Origin of the sequence: Mucilaginibacter sp. OK098, assembly GCF_900142915.1 — a bacterium.
In the GTDB taxonomy this organism is placed as follows: domain Bacteria; phylum Bacteroidota; class Bacteroidia; order Sphingobacteriales; family Sphingobacteriaceae; genus Mucilaginibacter.
Genome location: NZ_FRCM01000004.1, coordinates 289434 through 310686 on the forward strand (window position 1 = coordinate 289434; position 21253 = coordinate 310686).

General features: G+C 40.0%; 19 protein-coding genes. 7 read left to right on the forward strand and 12 right to left on the reverse strand.

Translation table 11 applies throughout. The annotated features are described in order from the left end of the window. Positions 1 to 9: 9 nt before the first annotated feature. Positions 10 to 330: an ArsR/SmtB family transcription factor gene (locus BUE31_RS14730; RefSeq protein WP_073404572.1), complete on the reverse strand. Its 321-nt coding sequence runs from the start codon at positions 328 to 330 to the stop codon at positions 10 to 12. Positions 331 to 498: 168 nt separating this feature from the next. Here BUE31_RS14730 and BUE31_RS14735 point away from each other — a divergent pair, with 168 nt between their 5' ends. Then, positions 499 to 2127, forward strand: coding sequence for a hypothetical protein (locus tag BUE31_RS14735; protein WP_073404573.1), 1629 nt, complete (start codon positions 499 to 501; stop codon positions 2125 to 2127). A 1-nt stretch (position 2128) separates the two neighbouring features. Here BUE31_RS14735 and BUE31_RS14740 read toward each other — a convergent pair whose 3' ends face one another. Then, positions 2129 to 2788, reverse strand: a complete 660-nt coding sequence (locus BUE31_RS14740) for a YdeI/OmpD-associated family protein (RefSeq protein ID WP_073404574.1) — start codon at positions 2786 to 2788, stop codon at positions 2129 to 2131. Between the two features lie 110 nt (positions 2789 to 2898). Here BUE31_RS14740 and BUE31_RS14745 point away from each other — a divergent pair, with 110 nt between their 5' ends. Together BUE31_RS14745 and BUE31_RS14750 are read left to right on the forward strand one after the other, a co-directional pair. Further along, positions 2899 to 3534: an HAD family hydrolase gene (locus BUE31_RS14745; protein WP_234997833.1), complete on the forward strand. Its 636-nt coding sequence runs from the start codon at positions 2899 to 2901 to the stop codon at positions 3532 to 3534. Between the two features lie 70 nt (positions 3535 to 3604). Then, positions 3605 to 5188, forward strand: coding sequence for a S41 family peptidase (locus tag BUE31_RS14750; RefSeq protein WP_073404575.1), 1584 nt, complete (start codon positions 3605 to 3607; stop codon positions 5186 to 5188). Between the two features lie 126 nt (positions 5189 to 5314). Here BUE31_RS14750 and smc read toward each other — a convergent pair whose 3' ends face one another. Then, positions 5315 to 8857 carry a chromosome segregation protein SMC gene (gene smc, locus BUE31_RS14755; RefSeq protein ID WP_073404576.1) on the reverse strand — a complete coding sequence of 1181 codons (3543 nt, stop codon included), beginning with the start codon at positions 8855 to 8857 and terminating at the stop codon, positions 5315 to 5317. 178 nt (positions 8858 to 9035) lie between these two features. On the opposite strand from smc, the gene BUE31_RS14760 reads away from it, so the two are divergent. Beyond that, positions 9036 to 9674, forward strand: coding sequence for an NAD(P)-dependent oxidoreductase (locus BUE31_RS14760; RefSeq protein WP_073404577.1), 639 nt, complete (start codon positions 9036 to 9038; stop codon positions 9672 to 9674). A 121-nt stretch (positions 9675 to 9795) separates the two neighbouring features. Here BUE31_RS14760 and BUE31_RS14765 read toward each other — a convergent pair whose 3' ends face one another. The 5 genes from BUE31_RS14765 to BUE31_RS14785 form a co-directional block, all read right to left on the reverse strand. Beyond that, complete coding sequence (locus BUE31_RS14765) at positions 9796 to 10584, reverse strand: PhzF family phenazine biosynthesis protein (RefSeq protein ID WP_234997834.1); 789 nt, start codon at positions 10582 to 10584, stop codon at positions 9796 to 9798. A 137-nt stretch (positions 10585 to 10721) separates the two neighbouring features. After that, positions 10722 to 12161 carry an early set domain-containing protein gene (locus BUE31_RS14770; protein WP_073404578.1) on the reverse strand — a complete coding sequence of 480 codons (1440 nt, stop codon included), beginning with the start codon at positions 12159 to 12161 and terminating at the stop codon, positions 10722 to 10724. Then, positions 12161 to 13141 carry an aspartyl protease family protein gene (locus BUE31_RS14775; RefSeq protein WP_073404579.1) on the reverse strand — a complete coding sequence of 327 codons (981 nt, stop codon included), beginning with the start codon at positions 13139 to 13141 and terminating at the stop codon, positions 12161 to 12163. The genes BUE31_RS14770 and BUE31_RS14775 overlap by 1 nt, the downstream gene beginning before the upstream one ends. Before the next feature lie 230 nt (positions 13142 to 13371). Further along, entirely contained in the window at positions 13372 to 15345 is a 1974-nt protein-coding gene (locus BUE31_RS14780) for a gliding motility-associated C-terminal domain-containing protein (protein ID WP_073404580.1), read from the reverse strand. A 225-nt stretch (positions 15346 to 15570) separates the two neighbouring features. Further along, the gene (locus tag BUE31_RS14785) at positions 15571 to 16431 is read right to left on the reverse strand and encodes a sigma-70 family RNA polymerase sigma factor (RefSeq protein WP_073404581.1); all 861 of its coding nucleotides are present in this window, start codon (positions 16429 to 16431) and stop codon (positions 15571 to 15573) included. A gap of 207 nt (positions 16432 to 16638) precedes the next feature. Here BUE31_RS14785 and BUE31_RS14790 point away from each other — a divergent pair, with 207 nt between their 5' ends. Together BUE31_RS14790 and BUE31_RS14795 are read left to right on the forward strand one after the other, a co-directional pair. Next, complete coding sequence (locus BUE31_RS14790; protein WP_073404582.1) at positions 16639 to 17286, forward strand: DUF2975 domain-containing protein; 648 nt, start codon at positions 16639 to 16641, stop codon at positions 17284 to 17286. A gap of 2 nt (positions 17287 to 17288) precedes the next feature. Continuing rightward, positions 17289 to 17492, forward strand: a complete 204-nt coding sequence (locus BUE31_RS14795) for a helix-turn-helix domain-containing protein (protein WP_073404583.1) — start codon at positions 17289 to 17291, stop codon at positions 17490 to 17492. Positions 17493 to 17545: 53 nt separating this feature from the next. On the opposite strand, the gene BUE31_RS14800 is transcribed toward BUE31_RS14795, so the two are convergent. From BUE31_RS14800 to BUE31_RS14815, 4 genes are all read right to left on the reverse strand, one after another. Beyond that, positions 17546 to 17743 carry a DUF433 domain-containing protein gene (locus BUE31_RS14800; RefSeq protein ID WP_073404584.1) on the reverse strand — a complete coding sequence of 66 codons (198 nt, stop codon included), beginning with the start codon at positions 17741 to 17743 and terminating at the stop codon, positions 17546 to 17548. Between the two features lie 120 nt (positions 17744 to 17863). Further along, positions 17864 to 18703 (reverse strand): MBL fold metallo-hydrolase, encoded by an 840-nt coding sequence (locus BUE31_RS14805; protein WP_073404961.1) that lies wholly within the window; start codon positions 18701 to 18703, stop codon positions 17864 to 17866. A gap of 79 nt (positions 18704 to 18782) precedes the next feature. After that, positions 18783 to 19082, reverse strand: coding sequence for a hypothetical protein (locus tag BUE31_RS14810; RefSeq protein ID WP_073404585.1), 300 nt, complete (start codon positions 19080 to 19082; stop codon positions 18783 to 18785). Between the two features lie 11 nt (positions 19083 to 19093). Beyond that, positions 19094 to 19744, reverse strand: a complete 651-nt coding sequence (locus tag BUE31_RS14815; RefSeq protein ID WP_073404586.1) for an ABC transporter ATP-binding protein — start codon at positions 19742 to 19744, stop codon at positions 19094 to 19096. 226 nt (positions 19745 to 19970) lie between these two features. On the opposite strand from BUE31_RS14815, the gene sucC reads away from it, so the two are divergent. Continuing rightward, on the forward strand, positions 19971 to 21206 hold the full coding sequence (gene sucC / locus BUE31_RS14820; protein ID WP_255376664.1) for an ADP-forming succinate--CoA ligase subunit beta: 1236 nt from the start codon (positions 19971 to 19973) through the stop codon (positions 21204 to 21206). Positions 21207 to 21253 lie beyond the last annotated feature (47 nt).

The window sequence follows — 21253 nt, forward strand, 5'->3', positions numbered from 1 at the left end:
GTTTATTATTTATTGGTTGTCTTTAGTTTCTTTATCCAGGAAATCGCCGAGAGCATCCAATTTGCTTGTCCAGAATTTGCGATATTGTTCTACCCAGCTCGATACCTCGTTAAGCTTACCAAAATTGGCTTCGCAATACCTGTCACGCCCATCCTGTTTAATAGTGATCAAACCGCATTGGGTTAAAATTTTTATATGTTTTGATACTGCAGGGCGGCTTATCTCAAAATTATCGGCGATAGCATTCAGGTTTAACGGCTGGTGTGCAATCAATCCTATGATCTCTCTGCGTGTGGGGTCGGCTATTGCCTGGAAAACATCTCTTCGCATAAAATAAGGCTATATGAAACCTTTCGGTTACAAATATATATGAAACCATTTGGTTACGCAAATAAATTTTATTTTATAGTTCCGTGTTACACGTATAATTTGAGAACGGTTTTAAGCCTTTCATTACATATGCTTTAAAATAAACCATCTATCTTTAAATTTTAAATAATGATGCGCGCTTATCACTTTTATTTACGCCCGGCTGCCCTTTATCTAATCGGATTGTTAATTATATCGTTGATAAGTCAGCGGCTTTTTGCACAACAAACCAGTAATCTGCCGGTTAAAGCTGATACTATAAAACATCCATTTAAAAGTGATTGCAGGTGTGTTCAAAATTTTAAATTGCCTGAACAAACGCCAACCGGAAGCAATTACTACTACCCGCTTTTAAAAGACTATGCTACCTATCAGCAAGTTTTAGATGTTAGCGGCTGGCGGTTAGACGGCGGCGAGAAAACTTTTAATGCTTTTCGCTGTGATACCTCAAATATTTACCCGGATGATAATGGCAACATTGGCAGTTTTTCTATAATATCTGACAGCACTGCTCTTATATTTAACCATCCGGATAATACATTCGGAGTTAATTTAACGCCATGCATTAATACTCCCACGATGTTCAGGATGTCCGTGAGCTTAAACTACCACCCTACGCTTAATGGCTTTGATTATAAAAAGTTCGACCATACAGCAAGGTCTTATCTTCATATTTTGCTGGAGGGCAAACAAATGGATGCGGGCGATTTATTGGAAAACATACTTGAAAAAATAGTAAATAACGACAGTGGGGAGGGTATGGAACCGCTGAACAGGTTAATCAAAAAAATTAATAAAAAATATAATACAGGTATAAGTGTTTCCTATCTTAATCGTCATCGCCAGGATCTTTTTCCATCACTTGTCCGCCGGATAAAAGCAAAAGTGCCAGACGTGGAACAGTTTATTGATAATGAATTTGTAAATACAGGAAACAGGCTCCATACTATAAATGCAGAAGAGGAAAACAAACTGGGAGATATTTTTTATGAATGCTGCCAGGGAATTGATTTTAAGCATTTTGACAGGGACAGGCTAATGCCGCAATATTTCGCGAACTTTAATACCACGACGCATATTGGAATTAATATTGACACCAAAATACTAACGCATTGGAATAACGTAAAAAGCAAGCCTGATATTGATGCAACAGGTAATGTGCTACGCGCTACCATACTTGCAGATATTTCGGACTTGGAATGCAGTACAGGCGCCGGGTTTACGGGGAAAATTCATGGCATTTGTTCAAGCACCTCAGAAATTACGGGGACAGGTATTATTTTAGATTTTACCCAGGGCAGGCTTATTACAACCCATGACATGGCCGAAGAATTATTGGAGCAACACAATTTTCCCCTTTTTGAAACAAAACCCGTCAAAGCGCAATACGACCGCAAAAAGCTTTATCCCAAACCTGAAATAAAATACGATAGTCTGTTAACAAACTTTTCCGGCTTACTGATTGAAGATGCCGTCCTTCATTTTTCATTTAAAAACAGTACGCTTTATTCTGGTTCAAAAGCACTCCTTGTAAATAATAAAGTGATTGCTGGCAGCATGGAATTCAATGTTGAGCCTGCTGAAAACGGCGATAAGAAATATTTCAAATTAAAAAATCAGAACCAGGAGTTGCTTACCAGCATTCCTGAGCTTGAAGGTTATCTAAAAGGTATAGGTTTAAATCAAATAAAACTGGTAAAAACCAAATCAACATTAATCATTTATTTTAAAAAAACATTAGCGTTAAATCCTCAATAATTTACTTTTCTGCCGGATTCTTCTTCCCTGCCAAAAGCTTCTCAACAAGCTTAATCAACCGTTCAGTTTTTGTTTTTTCCTGCTTTGCAGATAGGATCCAGATCACATATTCTTTTTTATTACTGTACGAAAGCGACTGGTAAAATGCTAATGCGTTAGGTTGATGTGCTAAAACCTGTTGCATATCATCCGACAATTTAACCTGCTTATTATCCACATCAATATAATTGGCATATTCGTTTTTCCTGATCTCGTCATTACCTGAATCTGAGATTTTTGATTGCCCCTCCGGCCTGAAACGCAATGCCGTCCATGTTTCGTTAATGGAAGCCGCGGCTACGCCCCTGTAACCATACTTCCCTGCTTCATCCCAGCTGCTCATCATCTCCAGGTCTGATTTTATACCCGAGCTTTTTTTAGGATATGAGATCCAGAAAAGGGTCTCGGGCTTTAATATCGGGATAATGGTTTTTAAACTGCTTACCAAATCATCACTGTTTATTACAAATAACTGTACACCATCAAAATCACTACCCGGGTTAAATTTAGCTTCTACATCCCCTGGCAATGGCTCCAATGTGGCAAGATAATTATCGGGAGCATTATAAAACAACCAGCGTTTACCAGGTTTTATCTGTAGTTTTTTAGCAATGGGATTCATAACGGGTTTATGGTTGATAGTTTGCGGTTCATAGCCAAATTAAATTGGCTTGCTTATCTTTACAAACAAATTTAAAAGTTTATAGTGGTAAAATGCAATAAACAGCTACTATGAACTATCAACCAAGAACTATGAACTACCTTGATATCGACAGCCGTAAAAAGGCATTTATATTTGAGTTGGATAATGTGCTTTATCCCGAAAAAGATTATTTATACCAGGTTTATTACCTGTTTGCCAGCCTTTTGGAATATACAGAGCTTATTAATGCCAGAGAGACAACCGACCTGATGGTTAATACATATGTTAATGAAGGGAAGGAATTTGTTTTTGACCGCTTAAAGGAAAAATTTGGTATCAACGAGAAGTTTAGAGCCAATTTTAAACACCTGATGATAACGGCAAAGCTGCCCTTAAAACTGCTGCTTTATCAAAATATGCTGAACTTATTGCAGGAGATTGTTGTTGACCGTAAAAAGATCTTTATAGTAACCAATGGCAACCCCGAACAGCAATTAAATAAAATTAAACAAACAGAATGGCATGGGCTTGAACAATATTTAACGGTTTATTTTACTGAAGAAAGCACACCAAAACCCGAGCCGGATATTATTGATTTATTAATAAAAGATCATAACTTGCAAAGGCGCGATCTGCTGATGATTGAAAACGCTGAAATTGACAGGCTTTGTGCCGAAGCAAGCGGAATTGATTATATAAATTTTAATGTATTTATAGCTTTATAACCATAACATAGTTAACTTATTTCCGTTTAAATATCTATTCAAGAAACCCCTATAATAATACATCATTGATATGAAAAAAATATTTTACTTAATTATCATATTAGCTGCCGGCACAATTTCGTCTTGCAAAAAGGATAAAAAAGTCACACCCGACAAAACCGGCACAGGAACTACTACTACATCTTCAGTTGATCTAATTAGAGATTCCATTTATTTATATTCAAAAGAAGATTATTTGTGGAACACGCAACTACCTTCATATGCCAGCTTTAATCCGCGCTCTTTTAATAGCGGCGGTGATTTTGTGTCATTACAAAATGAAATGGATGCGCTATCCCAATATGCAATTAATCCGGCAACCGGCAAGCCCTATGAATATAGCAAGTTTAATCCCGGGAACGCCAAGTATTCGTTTATTGATGACGGAACAGAAACGGGAGCATTAAACGGAAACAAAAGCGATTATGGATTTGACTACGGATACCAACTTGTAGCCGTAAATACTGTAAAAATTTATATCCTATATGTGTACCCTGGTTCAGCGGCCGCATCACAGGGGCTAACGCGGGGGTGTGAGATTACTGCTGTAAATGGCAATTCAAATATATCCTATGATGGCTCCGGTTACGGATCCGGCAGCGGAACCCATAACAATACAGTGTACAATGCCATTTTTAACAGCACCGCATTAACAATGACTGTTAATAAACTTAATGGAATATCAGCCACTGTAACCTTAGCCAACACCTCCTATACAGTTAACCCGGTACTAAAAGATACTATACTGGACGGAGGGACGGGGCATAAAATTGGTTATATGGCATTTAACACCTTTACATCAGATGCTAATGCTGACCCCAAATTAGATGCTGCATTTCTTAAATTCAGCTCAAATGGCGTAACCGACCTTGTTGTTGATTTACGCTATAACGGGGGAGGCTTTGTTTCAACTGCGGAACATCTTGATAATTTAATAGTGCCTACAGGCAACGCAGGATTAATGTACAGCACGTATTATAACAGTAATTTAACAGGTGGGCATGATCCGTTATTAAAAAACCAGGTTTATAATGACGGGCAGGGACCTTATACCCTCGCAGATGTTATTGCGCAACTGGTTGCAACTAATACGGTGAACTTTTCAAAAGCCGGTAATTTAAATGCAAAAAGGGTATTTTTTATGGTAGGGCCAAATACGGCATCAGCAAGTGAGCTAACTATAAATAACTTACGGCCGTTAATGGACGTACAATTGGTTGGCGATACTACCTACGGTAAACCTGTTGGCTTTTTTGGCCTTAATATTGGAAAGTATATAATGTATAATCCTCAATTTTCCACGCAGAACTCGGCAGGCCAGGGCGGTTATTTTGCCGGAATGACGCCAGGCGTTGGCGGATACAATGGTTATCAAACTTACGACGATTATGCGTATGATTTTGGCGACCCAAATGACCCGATGCTAAGCAGTATTATAAATTACGTTAAAAAAGGCACCTACACCGTACAAAATAAAGTTATACAAAGTGTGTCGGCACAACAAACTTATGGTTTACGCCATTCAGCTGCATTAATGAAAAAGCGCTCAAGCAAGAACTTTAGCGGCATGGTGTTTAACAGAAAAATAACTATAAGAAACGTTAAGAATAAATAGCGCTAAAGCTAAAAAATAAGCTGAAAGCAAAAAGGCGAAAGCCGAAAACTCTTTTAAACAGAAAAGCCGGAATTAAAGTTAAACTTCGATTCCGGCTTTTTGCTTTAGTTTTTTAGCTTTTCGCTTTTAATCCACAAGCTCGCGTAAATCAACAGGAACTACTCTTGATATGCCTTGCTCAACCATAGTTACGCCATAAATAATATCGGTACTGGCTATGGTTCTTTTGTTGTGGGAGATGATAATAAATTGCGACTCCTTTGAAAACTCCCTGATGATATTGTTAAACTTATCAATATTGGTGTCGTCAAGCGGGGCATCAACCTCATCAAAAATACAGAAAGGCGCCGGCTTTAACAGGTAAAGTGAAAACAGGATGGCGGTTGCCGTTAGTGTTTTTTCGCCGCCCGAGAGCTGGTTAATTGATAACGGGCGTTTACCTTTTGGTTTTGCAATAATATCAATATCAGATTCAAGCGGATGCTGCGGATCGGTAAGGATCAAATCGCAGGAGTCTTCTTCATTAAACAGGGAACGGAAAACTCTTATAAAATTTTCACGCACCAGCGTGAATGACGACATAAATTTCTCTTTCGCCGTATCATCAATTTCCTGGATAGTTGCCAATAACGATGCCTTTGCATCGCTCAGGTCCTTTTTTTGCGCCTGGATAAATGTGTAACGTTCATTCATCTCGTTATAAGCCTCAACAGCAAGCGGATTTATGGCGCCAAACTCATCCAGTCGTTTTTTCAGTTTCTCGGCCTTATCGCGAATCTCGTGTTCATTTTCACCTTCTGCAGTCTCTGTTTCAGGCAGATCCTGGATATCGATATTAAATTCAACCGATAACCTTTCCTTTAAGGCATTCAGCTCCAGCTTTAAATTATTCCTTTCATCCTTCAGCTCATTTTCTATGATTTCTGCATTATCTTTTTTACGTCTTAAGGCAGTAATTTCCTCTTCTGTTTCAGAGATCTTTCCACGCCATGCATAATGCTCCTGCTCGGCTTGTTGTGTGGCTTTTTCAAGCAGATCCTTTTGCTCATACATCTCCAGCAGGTCGTCATCAGAGTTATCCGACTGCTGCAAATTTTCCTGTATAGCAAGCTTTACCTTTTCAAGCTCTTCATTATTCTGTTTTATCCGGCCTTCCAGGTTTTCTTTTTGAGATTCGCGGTAATCCAAATCCTTTATCAAACCCGATACCTTATTTTGCTGCTGGTGAAAACGGATATTGTCCTGGTTGTAGGCGTTTGATTTTACCGAAACGTATTCGTTCAGCTCATTAAAAGCCAACTGTTTTTCTGTTAGCAGATCGGCCTGCGTTTGTTTTTGGGCTTTAAGGTCCTCAAGCTGCGGTATTAATGCAATTGTTTCCTCCTTAATGCTGTCTATTTTACGGGCAATGTCTTCCTTGCGGTTAAGGCTGTTTTCAATAAAGGTTTGGTATTGCTCCTGGCGGGTTTTAACGGTTACCAGCTCGGTATTTAACAGGTTTAATTCCTGTTGTTTTTGTTTTATTTCGGCAGCCTTTCCTGATGCTTTTAATGATGAAAGCTTATTCTGCAATTCATCAAAACGAACTTTAAAATCATTTAGCTCAACATCAATCAGCTTAATTACTTTCAGCAATGCCTCCAGGTTTTTTGCCCGGCCTATCCGTTTACCTTCAAACAGCCCTACCGAACCACCGGCCATAGCGTGCCTTGATTTATTGAACTTGCCGCTTTTGCCAATTAGCACTACGCCATCGGGCAGATCAGCATTGTTTAAGGCATTGTCATTTTCATCATTAACCAGGTAAACGTTTTTCAGCAAATGATCACAAAGCGGCTGGTATTGCTTTTCAACTTCAACTACATTTAAGGCAGGGATGGCTCCTTCTAATTCCAACTTTTCTGAAAAGCCCATTGCTGTTTCATAGCTACTCAACACAAAAAACTGCGCGCGGCCTTGTGCAGCTTTGCTTAGCAAATTAATAGCTTTTATAGCTTCGTTATAAGTTTCAACCACGTAATGGTTCATCAGTGGTTCCAGGTAGTTTTCAATGGCTACCCTGTACTCTTCGCGGCAAAATAATATATCGCTAAATAACGGTGCGTTTTTAGACCATTCTGTATTTTTCTTTAAAAAGCGGATCGATTCAGGGAAACCCTCCAGGTTATCAACCATGCTTTTTGTGAGGTTATACTCATTTTGCTTGGCATCAAGCTTCCGGCTTTCGCGGATAATGGTTTCCTGTACCGTGTTAAGCTCTGTCTCTGTTGATTTTATTTGTTCCTGCAGCTTAGTTTCAAAGTCAACAATTGAATTAAAATCCTTTTCTGAAGCTTCAACACGCTCCTGCAAGCCAGCAACAGCGGTATTAAAATGGGAAAGCTCTGCCTCCTTATTGGTGGCGTCTTCCATATTCCGCTGGCCTTCCTGCTCCAATGCCTGCTCCTGGATCTTTAAAATATCCAGGTCTTTCTCTGCTTTATAAGCCTGGTTCTGTACGCGGGTATTGATATTGGTAAGCTCGGCGATCTCATTTTTAGCTTCGGCTTGCTCCGCCCTTAATTCATCTACAGCCTCTTTCAGGTCAGTTACCTGTAGTTGTATTTTCTGCAGATTTTCATCTTCCTGCAGTTTTTCTTCCAGCAATCGTTTTATGTTATAAAGCACATGGTTAAACTGTGTTTTATCCTTATCCAGCTCCTCTGTTAATCTCGCTTCTTTATCCTGCTGAAATTTTAACTGCTCGTTCTTTATCTTCTTTTCGCTTTCATAAGCGCGGATCTTTGAAACATATTCGTTTGTTGCTTTTTGCTGTACCGAAAGATTTTTCTCCTTGGTCAGACTATCCAGCTTTTGCTGCTGCAAAAAAGCCTCAAGTGTGTCAATCTGCGTTACAATGCCTGACTTCCCTTCTTTGTGCTTCTGCTCCTGCTCTTCTATCCTGGCCAATGATTCGCTGAATGAGGCAATCCTGAACGAGGCCAGCGTTATACTGAGCGCTTTATATTGTTCCTTTATCTGGTAATATCTTTCGGTTTTCTTTGCCTGGTTCTCCAGCGTTTTAAGGTTCTTCTCAATTTCAAAAAGCAGGTCCTCCACCCTCTCCAGGTCGGCTTCGGTATCTTTTAGCTTATTGAAAGTTTGCTTTTTGCGCAGCTTATATTTTGAAATCCCCGAAGCTTCCTCAAACAAATTCCTGCGCGAGCCTTCCTTATTGGTAATGATCTCATCAATCATTTTTAACTCGATGATGGAATACGAATCAGCGCCGATACCTGTGTCTAAAAACAAATCGGTAATATCCTTTAACCGGCATTGCACATCATTAAGGCGGTATTCGCTTTCACCCGTACGATAAAGTCTACGGGTTAAAGTTACCTGCGAAAAATCAGTAGGGAGTACGTTTTTGGTATTATCAAAAGTGAGTGAAACTTCGGCAAGATTGGCGGCTTTGCGGCTTTTGGTACCGTTAAATATAACGTTATCCATTTTTTCGGAACGGAGCATTTTTGTACTTTGCTCACCCAACACCCAGCGGATAGAATCAACCACGTTAGATTTTCCGCAGCCATTTGGGCCCACAATAGCAGTTACACCTTCATTAAAGTTTATAGTAATTTTATCGCCAAAGCTCTTAAATCCCTTGATTTCTAACTTAGTAAGCTGCATTTACGTTATCCCGATCCTTAAATTTTCGAACCTTCAAAGTAATTAAAAAAATCATTATAAAAATGACTTTTTTTAGCTAAAAGCAAAAAGACTAAAGCAAAAAGCTTTTTGTTTTGTTGTACTACTTATGCAGTTGAGGCTTTTGACTTTCAGCTTTACGCTTTTAGCTTTTCTACATATGAAAATAGCAATATTTGGAGCAACCGGTAATATTGGCAGCCGCGTAGTTACCGAGGCCTTAAACCGCGGCCATGATGTTACCGCCATAGTACGCCATCCGGAAGATTATAAACTGGAGAGCCCCCATTTGCGGGTAGCCAAAGCCGATCTGTTTAATACGCAGGATGTAGAATCAGCAGTATTTGATCATGACGCGGTAGTAAGCGCCTACAATTTCTCAAAGGGTTCAACACCATCAACCATTACAGAAGTTACAGTACCGCTTTTAAATGGCTTAAAACAAGCTCATGTAAAGCGACTGATAATAGTTGGCGGTGCGGGCAGTCTTGAAGTAGCGCCGGGTGTACAAAGTGTTGATACACCCGGATTCCCGGAAGAATATAAACCAGCATCGCTTGCACACCGCGAAGCATTAAAGATTTATCAAAAAGAAAAGGAATTGGAGTGGACTTATGTCAGCCCATCAGCAGAGATTTCACCAGGCGAACGCACAGGAAACTTCCGCAGAGGCAAGGATCAAATGCTGTTTGATGAACACGGCCAAAGCCACATCTCCATGGAAGACTTTGCCGTAGCTATTATTGACGAAATAATGAATCCGCAGCATATCAGGGAAAGGTTTACAGTGGGATACTAAAGTGATGGTAAAAGGCGAAAGGTAAAGGGTGAAAGGTGCTATATTTATTCATTTCATCAAATTGAATTCATTATTCGATATTTAAAACCCTTTACCTTTCGCCTTTAACCTTTTACCTCCCTCACACAAAAATTTCTCCCTTTAAGTAGGTAACCGCTTTGCCGCTCATTTGTACCCTGTCGCCTTTTAGTTCGCACCAAAGCTCGCCTTTACGGGCTGAGAGCTGGTAGGCGTGAAGTTTGGTTTTTCCCAGTTTTTCGGCCCAGTATGGGATCAGGTTGCAATGGGCTGAGCCAGTAACCGGATCTTCGGGAATCCCTGCACCGGGAGCAAAAAAACGGGATACAAAATCAACAGTATCGCCAGGGGCGGTAACAATCACGCCCACGGTGTCCATTTTCGACAGTGCAAAAAAATCAGGTGAGATGTCGCGGATATCGCTTTCCGATTCATAAACCAAAAAATAATCTCTCGATCTTAAAACCTCTACCGGTTGTTTTTCGCCTAAAGCTTCAATCAATCCAACAGGTGCGTCAATATGGATCGGCGGCCTTGAGGGGAAATCCATTGTATATTTATCTCCGTCCCTTTTTACAATGAGTGTTCCGGCCTTTACCGTTTCAAAATGGATCTCATCCTGCTTATGTCCTAATTGCGTAAACAGGATGTGTGATGAAGCCAATGTAGCATGTCCGCATAAATCTATTTCATACTCAGGTGTAAACCACCGTAGTTTGTAACCGGTATCATTTTTAACAAAGAAAGCTGTTTCAGCAAGGTTATTTTCAATGGCAATGGTTTGCATTTTTTCATCAGGCAGCCACTCCTCCAGCGGACAAATAGCAGCCGGATTGCCTCCAAAAAGTTTATCAGTAAAGGCGTCAGCCTGGTATATTGGTATTGTTATCATATTTTAAATTGGTAAAAGGCAAAGGTTAAAGGTAAAATGTTTTTTTTAATAAGGAAACCAGATTATCGATTGCGGAATATATTTTCCACTTTCGGACTTTACTGACTTTTCCGACTTTCGGACTATCTTTCACCTTATTACTCCACCCACAAAACTGAATTATACGTATCAAATTCATTAGGCTCATAAAGCTTATTGCCGGGATCAATTATCCATTTGTTATCAATCCTCAACTTATACAGGTATTTTCCGGGTTTCAGGTACAAGTCAATGGTCCAGGCATCACCGGTATGCGCCATGGTAAACCCGCTTGGTTCCCAGTTGTTAAAAGTGCCGTTAATGGCAACCGTTTTTGCATCGGCATAGCCTTTTAATTTAAAAGAATGGTTTGGTTTCACTGCTATAAAAGAATTTCTTTCACCTTTTTCTATTGCATAATACAGGTTTGCGGGATCTGTGATCCAATTGCCGTCAACAATAAATTTATATTGGTAATTACCTGCAGGCAGCGTAGTTTTTAATACCCAGCCGTCAATAGTTTTCCCAAGGCTGATATCATTTGGTTTCCATTTATTAAAATCACCTGCTAAAAAAACCTTTCCTGCATTTTTATAACCATCAAGTTTAAATGTAACAGATCCGCCTATGTTTAAAACCGAATTTAGTTTACCATCATCATCTTTTAACTTAACAGAATTTGTGGGGTCTGTTATCAGGCGTCCGTTAACCAAAAAATGATATTCATGCTTGCCGTCGTTTAAGTAAAGCTGTTTTTCCCAGATGTTGCCTTTTTTTTCCATTACCAGCTCGTTTTCATCCCATTTATTAAAGTCGCCTGCAACTATCACTTTACGGGCCAGCGGGTAACCGGGTAGCTTTATAGTATAATTATATTTATAAAAAACCGAATTGGTATTTCCTGCTCCATCATTAACCAGTACCAGGTTATTGGGGTCTGTCATCCAGCGGCCATCAACTATATATTTATATTCATGAACGCCTGCATTAAGCTTAACATCAATTATCCAACCGCCATCGGCTTTTTTCATTGCCCCCCGAAGCGTACTCCAGTTATTAAAACTCCCTGATAAAAAAACTCTTCTTGCACTGGTATACCCGGGAAGTATAAACCTTGTTAATCCTGACGACAGCCCGAATACGGTTACCCGGGCATATTTATTGACCCCGTATTTAACTTCGGCAGGGTACCCTGGGTTTCCTTCCAAATTGGGGATCCGGATAGTTATCTGGTAAGGTGTGCTTTGCGGATTATCATTTAAAACCGTTAACGACCTGTCAAACCGGATAATATTATTCTTACGATCAGTTATATTCCAGCCATCTTTACTGATGTCTGTAAAATCGCCTTTTAAAACCTTTCCCGCAATTGAATTGCTCACCCCTGCAATTTTCAGGATACTATCCAGCTCTTTTTTGGGCGATTTAAGGTCGATCTGCAATATCAAATGATCGCTGGCAATAAACAGGATATTCTGGCTTTGGGCAACGGCAGTTTTCATACTGCTGATCAGCAATACAAGAACTATAAAAACATATTTGCCCTGCCTCATTATCATTAATTATTATAAATGTACATTTCAAATTCCTTTTTAACGAAGTTGATGGTAAATATCCCCCTTGCAAAAAAATCGTACCCTAAAATACCATCCATCGTATGTCCGTAAGCCTTACCCATCTTTTCAAGGTCGGTAATCAAGGTCCTGTTTTTTGTAAATGTATGATCAGCAACAGTTAACTCATCAAATTTGGCATAAAGCACTTCAAAATTTGAGCCCCCCACGCCGGTTAATTTTGAACGGCCAATTACCTGCATAGACGGGATCATTTTTTTTGTCCGGTCATAATCAAGCAGGTTTGTTTCGGCGGCGGTGTCAAAAGCAAACCATAAGGTATAATTATTAATGGTTCCTTTTAAAAAAATAACATCATTTAAAAGCTTGAACGGGCTTACCATTAAACGATCATGAAAGATCCGTTCCGATTCGGGTATATTACCGTTCTTGTCAAGTTTTTGAATATAAAGCACATTATGGAAAATATCAACGGTAATAGCAAATTTCGAAAATAAACGAGTGCCCAGTAAACCAAGGATCTTTATATTTCTGCCATTCTCAATAAATGAAAGATCAGTAACATGCGCAGTTAGGCGGCTATATTGAAGGTCGAGGATCTTAAAATTACGCACATAAGTGGTAAATGAACTTGAAGATGCTCCGTTTATGCCTGCAGCTTCCTGGTCATCAATATTGGGGAGGTACCTGAAATAAGTTTCATTTAATACAAGGCCGGGCGCGCCGGTATCTAAAACAAAGTTGCCTTCTAATGAATCAACCTGCGCTTCAACAATTATCAGGTTGCCGGCTCTTTTTATCGGCACCACTAATGTTGTAAAATCAGCATAAGGTTCGGGGTCGGGATCAAGCTTGCCGGATATGGTTTTGAAAGTTATTTTACCAGGCATTATCCTTTTATCAGCCAGCGCACTATAATGCTGGCAAATAATAAAAATGGACAATATGATAAAAAGCTTTCGCATCTGCTGGTAACTAACCAATAGACCACTTTTTGAGGAGGAAAGTTACAGGTACTGAAAGAAAATTAAAATCCATCTATAAAAAATCAAATCTTTCGCAGGGCGTTGCCCTGCGCTGATGGGTGAGACCCTTTCAGGGCCTGGGAAATCGAAAAGAAAACATTCCTAAGCCCTGAAGGGGCGACATCCACCAGCGCAGGTCGCAGGCCTGCCGGAGAATATAGGGGAATTTGTCACCGCACAATAAAAACCCAACCTGATTGTTTAGGCAGGTTATCGTCCTTCAGATCGATGATGTAATAATAGGTTCCGGTGGGTAATGCAGCGCCCTTATAGTTGCCATCCCACGGTTTGCTATAACCTATGTTTTGATAGATCTTTTGCCCGTATCGTGTAAAAACGCTGATATTGGCATTGGGGTAATTCTCAATATTTTTAATATACCAGTAATCATTTACACCATCGCCATTTGGCGAAAAGGTATTAACAATGGTAAGTAACTTATAAACCCGTATAAAAACTGTACTTGTACTTTGACCGCAGCCTGCAGTTGACTCAACATGCAGGGTATAAGTAATATCACTGGGCGAGCTGGTTGTTGGGGTTAACGATGCCGGATCATCAAGATAATCAGTTGGTGTCCAATGAAAAGTTACTTTATCTCCGGCTGCGGTGCCAGCCAGTTTGGCCGTTTGCCCCTCAAACATCTTTATAGTTTTCCCTGCATTGGCTACAGGCTTACTCAATACAGTAAGTGTAAATGATGCCACAGGTTGAACATCCGCACAGCCATCATTACTTACTGTTACCGCATATTTTGTTGTTTTTAAAGGGCTTGCCACAGGGTTTGGAATATCGTCGTGATCAAGTCCTTCAGCGGGTTCCCATTTAAAATGTGTGGCGTTTTTACTGCTAACGGCAAGCTGTACGGATCCGCCTTCACAAATTTCCATGTCATTTATTGCATCTACCGCAGGTGTGGGGTAAACCGTAACCAGAGTTGATGCAAAAACAGGGCAGTTATTTTTGGTCACAAGTACCTGGTAAAGGCCATCATCAGCCGGACTGCTACTGTTGGTTATAACCGGGCTGCTCTCGGTTGAGGTAAAATTGTTTGGGCCTGTCCACACATAAGTATCTCCCCCGGATGCTAGCAGTTGCAATGGCCGACCAACGCAGCCCCCGGTGTTAGTTAAAAGCTTAACATCAGGTGGCGGAAAAACATTGATGGTAAGCGGGTCTGAAAAAATACGGCAATTATCGGCGCCAATATTTGCTTTGTTTAATACCCCTATCCGGTATTGATATTCACCGGCAACAGCATTCGGAATTTTAACTTTATAGGTTAACGCAGTTTCGCCTGGGATATCAATCCAGCCACTGCCGTCATTTTTATTTTGCTGCCATTGATAAACAGGATCGGTATAGCCTGTTTGCTGCGCAACTAAAGTATAATCAAGGTTATCTTTTTGGCAGTTGCTTTGGGCCTGGTTGTTACCAATAACTCCAAACCCGGTTTGGATAAGCGGCCCGCAGGGTGTGAAGGTGATATCATCCAGGGCCAGGTCGTTACCGTTACCACCCGAGCCATTATTTATCATTTTAACAACAATATCTGATCCATCGGACGGGCTGGTAAAAAAAGTTCCATATTGGATCCAGCTGTCGGCATCAGTGGTCGACTCTATATCTCCTGTATTATATGTTTTTAAAACCGTTCCGTCTGTCTTTTCAATACTAAACGTAATGTTAGGTTTTGAATAACCATCGGTTTGGGGCAATTTGCGTAATATATTCATTATCCATGCGGCAAACTGGTAAGTGGTATTCGGGCACAGCATATTGCCTTTAACTTTATAAGTAAAAAATACACTGGGATCCTCTGCCGCATTAATTACCATCATGTAGCCATTAGGATCATGTGTATGGTCGTGCCCAATAATCTCCCAGGTTCCTCCCTTACAACCTGATTTTAGCTCTGTTAGCAGCGTGTACTGCCCGTCCTCTCCACCACATGCATCTGCAAAATATTGCAGGGTGGTAAAAGACGGATCAAGGGGCGGCCCAATGCCTGAGGTGGTGCCCGCTCCAAAAGTTTCATTAATAACCGGCGTACCCAGGCTCCCCGTGCACGTTTGAGCATTAAGCTTTAGCGTAAAAGCAAATAGAGTAATGAAAAATATTACAAACGACAGGCCAGGGCGCATTGGTTATTAAATTGGGGGTATGCAACCCATAAAAATATAATTTATTACTGATAAATGAGATAGAACCAAGAAGTTAAGAAGCAAGAATCAGGAAAGCACGAAGCAAGAGTCAAGAGGAACGGAGATTAAAAACCCGATATAAAAAAGCCGGGTTTTCCATATGGAAAACCCGGCCCGATATTTTGCTTCTTGATTCCTGACTCTTGACTTCTTGTCTCTCTTCCCCTATCCTAAATATGATTTCAGGATCTTACTTCTTGAAGTATGACGTAAGCGTTGTAACGCTTTATCTTTTATCTGGCGTACACGTTCGCGTGTTAAATTGAATTTCTCACCTATTTCTTCAAGAGACAATGGATGGTTGGTACCTAATCCAAAAAACAAAACGATGATCTCGCGCTCACGCTCGGTAAGCGTTGAAAGGGAACGTTTTATTTCTTCGGATAACGACTCATTAATTAAAATTGAATCGGTGTTTGGTTCCTGGTTTTCCAGTACGTCAAGCAATGTATTTTCTTCGCCTTGTACAAACGGCGCATCCATTGATACATGGCGGCCTGAATTGCTTAGCGTATCAGAAATTTTATCTACGGTAGTTTCCAGCATATCTGCCAACTCTTCAGGAGACGGCTCACGCTCAAATTCCTGTTCAAGCTTTGAAAATGCCTTACTGATCTTACTTAATGAACCCACCTGGTTCAATGGTAAACGCACAATACGTGATTGCTCGGCAATAGCCTGCAATATTGATTGACGGATCCACCAAACGGCGTATGATATAAATTTAAAACCTTTGGTTTCGTCAAAGCGTTTTGCGGCTTTTATTAAACCTAAGTTACCTTCGTTTATTAAATCGCCAAGAGTTAAACCCTGGTTTTGGTATTGTTTAGCTACAGAAACAACGAAACGAAGGTTAGTTTTTGTTAAGCGCTCTAATGCAGCCTGGTCGCCTTCTCTTATCTTCTGCGCTAATATTACTTCTTCTTCGGCTGTTATCAGATCAACTTTACCAATTTCATGCAGATATTTATCAAGTGATTGCGACTCACGATTGGTAATGGATTGGGTTATTTTGAGTTGTCTCATTTATTTTATTAACCTCGATTCTTGTTTTTAGAATAGAACGTGCAAAGCTATAAAATTGTTATGAAAAGTTTATATACAAATTGATATTGACATACATGTTACAAAATCAAAAAATAACAATGATAGACAATTAATTTTTATTGCAAATCAATAAATAAATTTTGATTTGCAATAAATAAATCTTTTATTTACAGCAATAAATTAGATATGAAAAAAATACGCTTGTTACAAATTGCCATATATATATCCTTTGCTGCCTTTTTTTTACAGGATGCCGCAGCTGATGCATATAAGGGATTTATGGAGGGATTAAATGATGGAGGCATGCAAACTGAAAAGCCCGCCCGGGCAACAAAACTAATTCCGGCGGTGCTTATTGATGGCGCTTCCATCGCTGCTTTAAAAGCCGGCAACCTGAAGCTAAATGATAATTACAGGTTAGAAAACGTAAGTATAAATGCCGATCTCAGGGTAAAAAAAGAGCTGACAATAAACCCATGGTGGCTAAAGGTTTTAGAAGTAACATTAGTTTTCGGCACATTGTATTTGGTGTTAAAAATAGCCTGGATCATTAATAATATCATCCATAATATTTATAAGAGCACCATGTTTCGGAGCGAAGCTGTTAAGCTGATGCACGAAATGGGAATATTATTAATATTATATTTTGTTGCGGATTATATTCTGGAGCAACTATTATACCTGAAAAGCACCCTGGCAAATGCACCGCTTAAATTAATAAATACTTCCGCCTTTAATTTTGAAGCGTTGATATGCGGATTACTTGTACTTGCCATTGCCGCCGCATTTAAAGAAGCTGCCCAATTAAAAGAAGAACAGGAGTTAACAATTTAGCCATGCCAATTATTATAAACATTGATGTGATGATGGCCAGGCGTAAAATGTCGTTGAATGAGTTAAGTGAAAAAGTGGGGATCACTATTTCTAACCTCTCCATCCTAAAAACGGGAAAGGCAAAAGCTATAAGGATTGAAACGCTGGAGGCTATTTGCAAAGCCTTGGATTGCCAGCCGGGGGATATATTGGAGTATGAGAGGTAGAGACTAGAGGCCGGAGATTAAAGGTTAGGATCAATAGTGTTTGATTAATCCAACTATTCTTTAGAATATTCAAGCACAGCAGTAATATCCTCCTTTTCCAAAAAAGGAAATGACTCAAATATCTCTTTCTCGGTTTCCCCTGCTGCCAAATGGCTCAGCAAAGTGTGCACAGTAAGTCGGTTACCTCTTATTGTAGGCTTGCCGTTACATAAACCAGGAATAACCATTATTCTGTCTATCTGCGATTTCATATTGTAAAATTAAGAAATATTTTAGAAATGAGAAGATTAGTCCGAAAGTCGGGAAAGACCGGAAATACGAAAGAAAAAAAGGCAATCAGCTAAATCAAATTAATCAGCCAAAATCAGTGATCAGATGTCGCTTAATTTAAACGTTTCTCCTAACCTGATCCCTTTTTCTGTTTGCTGTAAGGTGCAACATTCATTTATCGGATCATGCTCCAGGAATAATATGTAGTTATTTTCAACGGCTTCATTCAAAAACACCTTCTTTTCGGTAAGTGTTTGCAGGGGGAACATATCATAGGCCATTACGTAAGGTAAGGGAATATGTCCTGTTGATGGCAACAGGTCAGCCATGTATAAGATTTGTTTCCCTTTATAGTTTATCAACGGCAGCATCATGGCATCTGTATGGCCATAAACAAAACGGATATTGATATTATCATTAAACTTCACACCATCTTCGGCCGAAACAAACTTAAGCTGGCCGCTTTCTTCTATAGGTAAGATATTATCTTTTAAAAACGATGCTTTTTCACGCTGATTGGGGTTAACAGCCCAGTCCCAGTGCTTTGGATTACTCCAGTAGATTGCATTTTTAAAGGCAGGTAATAACTTTTCATTTTCCCTTACTACAGCGCCGCCAACATGATCAAAATGCAGGTGGGTTAAAAACACATCGGTAATATCATTTCTATGAAAACCAAGTTTAGCCAATGAGCTGTCAAGCGTGGCATCGCCATGTAAATAATAATGACTAAAAAACTTCTCATCCTGTTTATTCCCAATGCCGGTATCAACTAAAATCAGTCTGCCTTCATCTTCAATCAGCAGGCAGCGCATAGCCCAGGTACATAGGTTATTTTCGTCGGCAGGATTGCTTTTATTCCAGATAGTTTTGGGCACAACACCAAACATAGCGCCGCCATCTAATTTAAAAAATCCGGTATCTATTGTAAATAAGTTCATAGTTGATGGTTCATAGTTCATGGCCGAAATAGCCTTGCTTATAGGGAACAAAGTAAAACAAATTGCTATGAACTATCAACTATGAACCATGAACCACTTCAATTCCATATTCTCCAAAGAGTTGTTCCGCCTTAACCAGGTTAGTTAACTCTTCTTCCCTCAAAGCATACACCTTCTTTATTTCCTTATCCAAACATAAAGTTAACATTTCGTGTGTATAGGATAACGAAATCGGATTAGGCAGGCGGATCATGTTGGCGCTTTTAAGCATAAAAGCAGGCAGCTCCAGGTAATCGCCCAATATAATATTCTCAGTATTTAGTTGATTCTTAAGCCTGTGGGCTTCGGCAGAATTTGCTGCTGTTATCAGTATATTCATTATCCTGGTTACTAAACTATCAAACCATCTTTCATGGATACTGTACGGTCGCTCATGTCTGCAAGTTCCTTGTTATGGGTAACAATTACAAAGGTTTGATTAAACTCTTTACGCAGCTTAATAAACAGCTCATGCAACTCCAGCGAATTGGCAGAATCAAGGTTGCCAGATGGTTCATCAGCAAATATGATGGATGGGTTATTGATCAAAGCCCTTGCCACCGCTACCCTTTGTTGCTCGCCGCCGGATAGTTCATTTGGTTTATGATTTAACCTTTCGCCAAGTCCCAGTAATTTTAATAGCATGGTCGCCCTGTTCTCTGCCTCTTTACGTTGGGTGCCTGCAATAAATGCGGGGATACATACATTTTCAATGGCATCAAATTCGCCAAGCAAATGATGAAACTGGAAGATAAAACCAATCCGTTGATTTCTGAAAGCGCTTAACGCTTTATTATTTAACCCGCTAACTTCCGTGTTATCTATATAAAGCTTACCGTTATCGGGCCTGTCCAAAGTGCCCAATATATTCAGCAGGGTACTTTTTCCGGCGCCTGATGCGCCAACAATGGTAACAATTTCGCCCTGGCCAACCTCAAGGTCAACCCCCTTTAAAATCTGCAGCTGTCCGTATGACCTATGGATGTTTTTGGCTTTGAGCATGGGCGAATTTAGAGATTAGAGATTAGAGATTAGAGATTAGGAGAAAAAAAAGATGCAAAAACGCTTATTTTGGATAAACACAACCTAAACGCCAAAGGCTGACAATTTGAAAAGTTAATAAAACATCAAAATGAATGACTCTCATTCTCCACATTTTTAATCTCTAAAATTTGAATGTAAAAATTCTAAACTAATCTCTAATCACCAGTCTCTAATCTCTGATTTTGTGAAACAAAATCCTAACTTTACCGCAAATTCTTCAAAAAACATGAATATTCACGAATATCAAGGTAAAGCCATATTAAAAAGCTTTGGCGTTAGGGTTCAGGAAGGCATAGTTGCCGACAGCGTTGAACAGGCTGTTGAAGCTGCAAAAAAAATGAAAGAAGATTACGGCTCTGACTGGGTTGTAATAAAAGCACAGATTCATGCAGGCGGTCGCGGAAAGGGTGGCGGCGTTAAATTAGCCAAAAACTTAGACGAGGTAAAAGAAAGAGCAACCAACATTTTGGGCATGCAATTAATTACCCCGCAAACCGGCCCCGAAGGTAAGCTGGTGAGCAAGGTGCTGGTAGCGCAGGATGTTTATTATCCGGGCGAAAGCGAAACCAAAGAATTTTACATAAGTGTTTTGCTTGACCGTGCAAAGGGCCGCAACATCATCATGTACTCTACAGAAGGTGGTATGGACATTGAAGAAGTAGCACATTCAACCCCTGAGCGCATCCACAAAGAAGAAATTGATCCTAAAGTTGGTCTGCAAGGGTTCCAGGCACGTAAAATTGCCTTTAACCTGGGTTTGTCAGGCGACGCTTTTAAGGATATGGTGAAATTTATCACCGCTTTATATAAAGCTTATGATGCTACCGATTCTTCTCAATTTGAGATCAACCCGGTTTTAAAAACATCTGATAACAAAATACTGGCTGTTGATGCCAAGGTAAATTTGGATGACAACGCTTTGTTCCGTCACCCGGATTATGCCGCAATGCGCGATACAGCTGAAGAAGACCCAATGGAAGTTGAAGCCAGCAAATCAAACCTTAACTTCGTAAAGCTCGACGGTAACGTTGGCTGTATGGTTAACGGTGCAGGTTTAGCCATGGCTACCATGGATATCATAAAAATTGCCGGTGGCGAGCCTGCTAACTTTTTGGATGTAGGCGGTACTGCCAATGCCGAAACTGTAAAAGCTGCCTTCAATATCATATTAAAAGACCCGAACGTAAAAGCTATCCTGATCAACATATTTGGCGGTATAGTTCGTTGCGACCGTGTGGCACAGGGTGTTATTGACGCTTACCATGAAATAGGCAATATCCCGGTTCCAATCATCGTTCGTTTACAGGGCACAAATGCTGTAGAAGCAAAAAAATTGATTGACGAATCAGGCCTAAAAGTTTACTCAGCTATATTGCTGAAAGAAGCGGCGGAAAGAGTAAAAGAAGTGTTGGCGCTTTAGCGCTGTCATTGGTCATTGTGTCATTAGTCATTGGTAAAAAGTCACCA

Coding starts and splice junctions, on each gene's coding strand:
- BUE31_RS14785 (WP_073404581.1), bottom strand. CDS start 16,431: ATGAGACAACTCAAAATAACCCAATCCATTACCAATCGTGAGTCGCAA.
- BUE31_RS14765 (WP_234997834.1), bottom strand. CDS start 10,584: ATGATAACAATACCAATATACCAGGCTGACGCCTTTACTGATAAACTT.
- BUE31_RS14750 (WP_073404575.1), top strand. CDS start 3,605: ATGAAAAAAATATTTTACTTAATTATCATATTAGCTGCCGGCACAATT.
- BUE31_RS14735 (WP_073404573.1), top strand. CDS start 499: ATGATGCGCGCTTATCACTTTTATTTACGCCCGGCTGCCCTTTATCTA.
- BUE31_RS14730 (WP_073404572.1), bottom strand. CDS start 330: ATGCGAAGAGATGTTTTCCAGGCAATAGCCGACCCCACACGCAGAGAG.
- BUE31_RS14800 (WP_073404584.1), bottom strand. CDS start 17,743: ATGAAATCGCAGATAGACAGAATAATGGTTATTCCTGGTTTATGTAAC.
- BUE31_RS14810 (WP_073404585.1), bottom strand. CDS start 19,082: ATGAATATACTGATAACAGCAGCAAATTCTGCCGAAGCCCACAGGCTT.
- BUE31_RS14805 (WP_073404961.1), bottom strand. CDS start 18,703: ATGAACTTATTTACAATAGATACCGGATTTTTTAAATTAGATGGCGGC.
- BUE31_RS14740 (WP_073404574.1), bottom strand. CDS start 2,788: ATGAATCCCATTGCTAAAAAACTACAGATAAAACCTGGTAAACGCTGG.
- BUE31_RS14795 (WP_073404583.1), top strand. CDS start 17,289: ATGCCAATTATTATAAACATTGATGTGATGATGGCCAGGCGTAAAATG.
- smc (WP_073404576.1), bottom strand. CDS start 8,857: ATGCAGCTTACTAAGTTAGAAATCAAGGGATTTAAGAGCTTTGGCGAT.
- BUE31_RS14770 (WP_073404578.1), bottom strand. CDS start 12,161: ATGATAATGAGGCAGGGCAAATATGTTTTTATAGTTCTTGTATTGCTG.
- BUE31_RS14745 (WP_234997833.1), top strand. CDS start 2,899: ATGAACTATCAACCAAGAACTATGAACTACCTTGATATCGACAGCCGT.
- BUE31_RS14790 (WP_073404582.1), top strand. CDS start 16,639: ATGAAAAAAATACGCTTGTTACAAATTGCCATATATATATCCTTTGCT.
- BUE31_RS14780 (WP_073404580.1), bottom strand. CDS start 15,345: ATGCGCCCTGGCCTGTCGTTTGTAATATTTTTCATTACTCTATTTGCT.
- BUE31_RS14815 (WP_073404586.1), bottom strand. CDS start 19,744: ATGCTCAAAGCCAAAAACATCCATAGGTCATACGGACAGCTGCAGATT.
- BUE31_RS14760 (WP_073404577.1), top strand. CDS start 9,036: ATGAAAATAGCAATATTTGGAGCAACCGGTAATATTGGCAGCCGCGTA.
- BUE31_RS14775 (WP_073404579.1), bottom strand. CDS start 13,141: ATGCGAAAGCTTTTTATCATATTGTCCATTTTTATTATTTGCCAGCAT.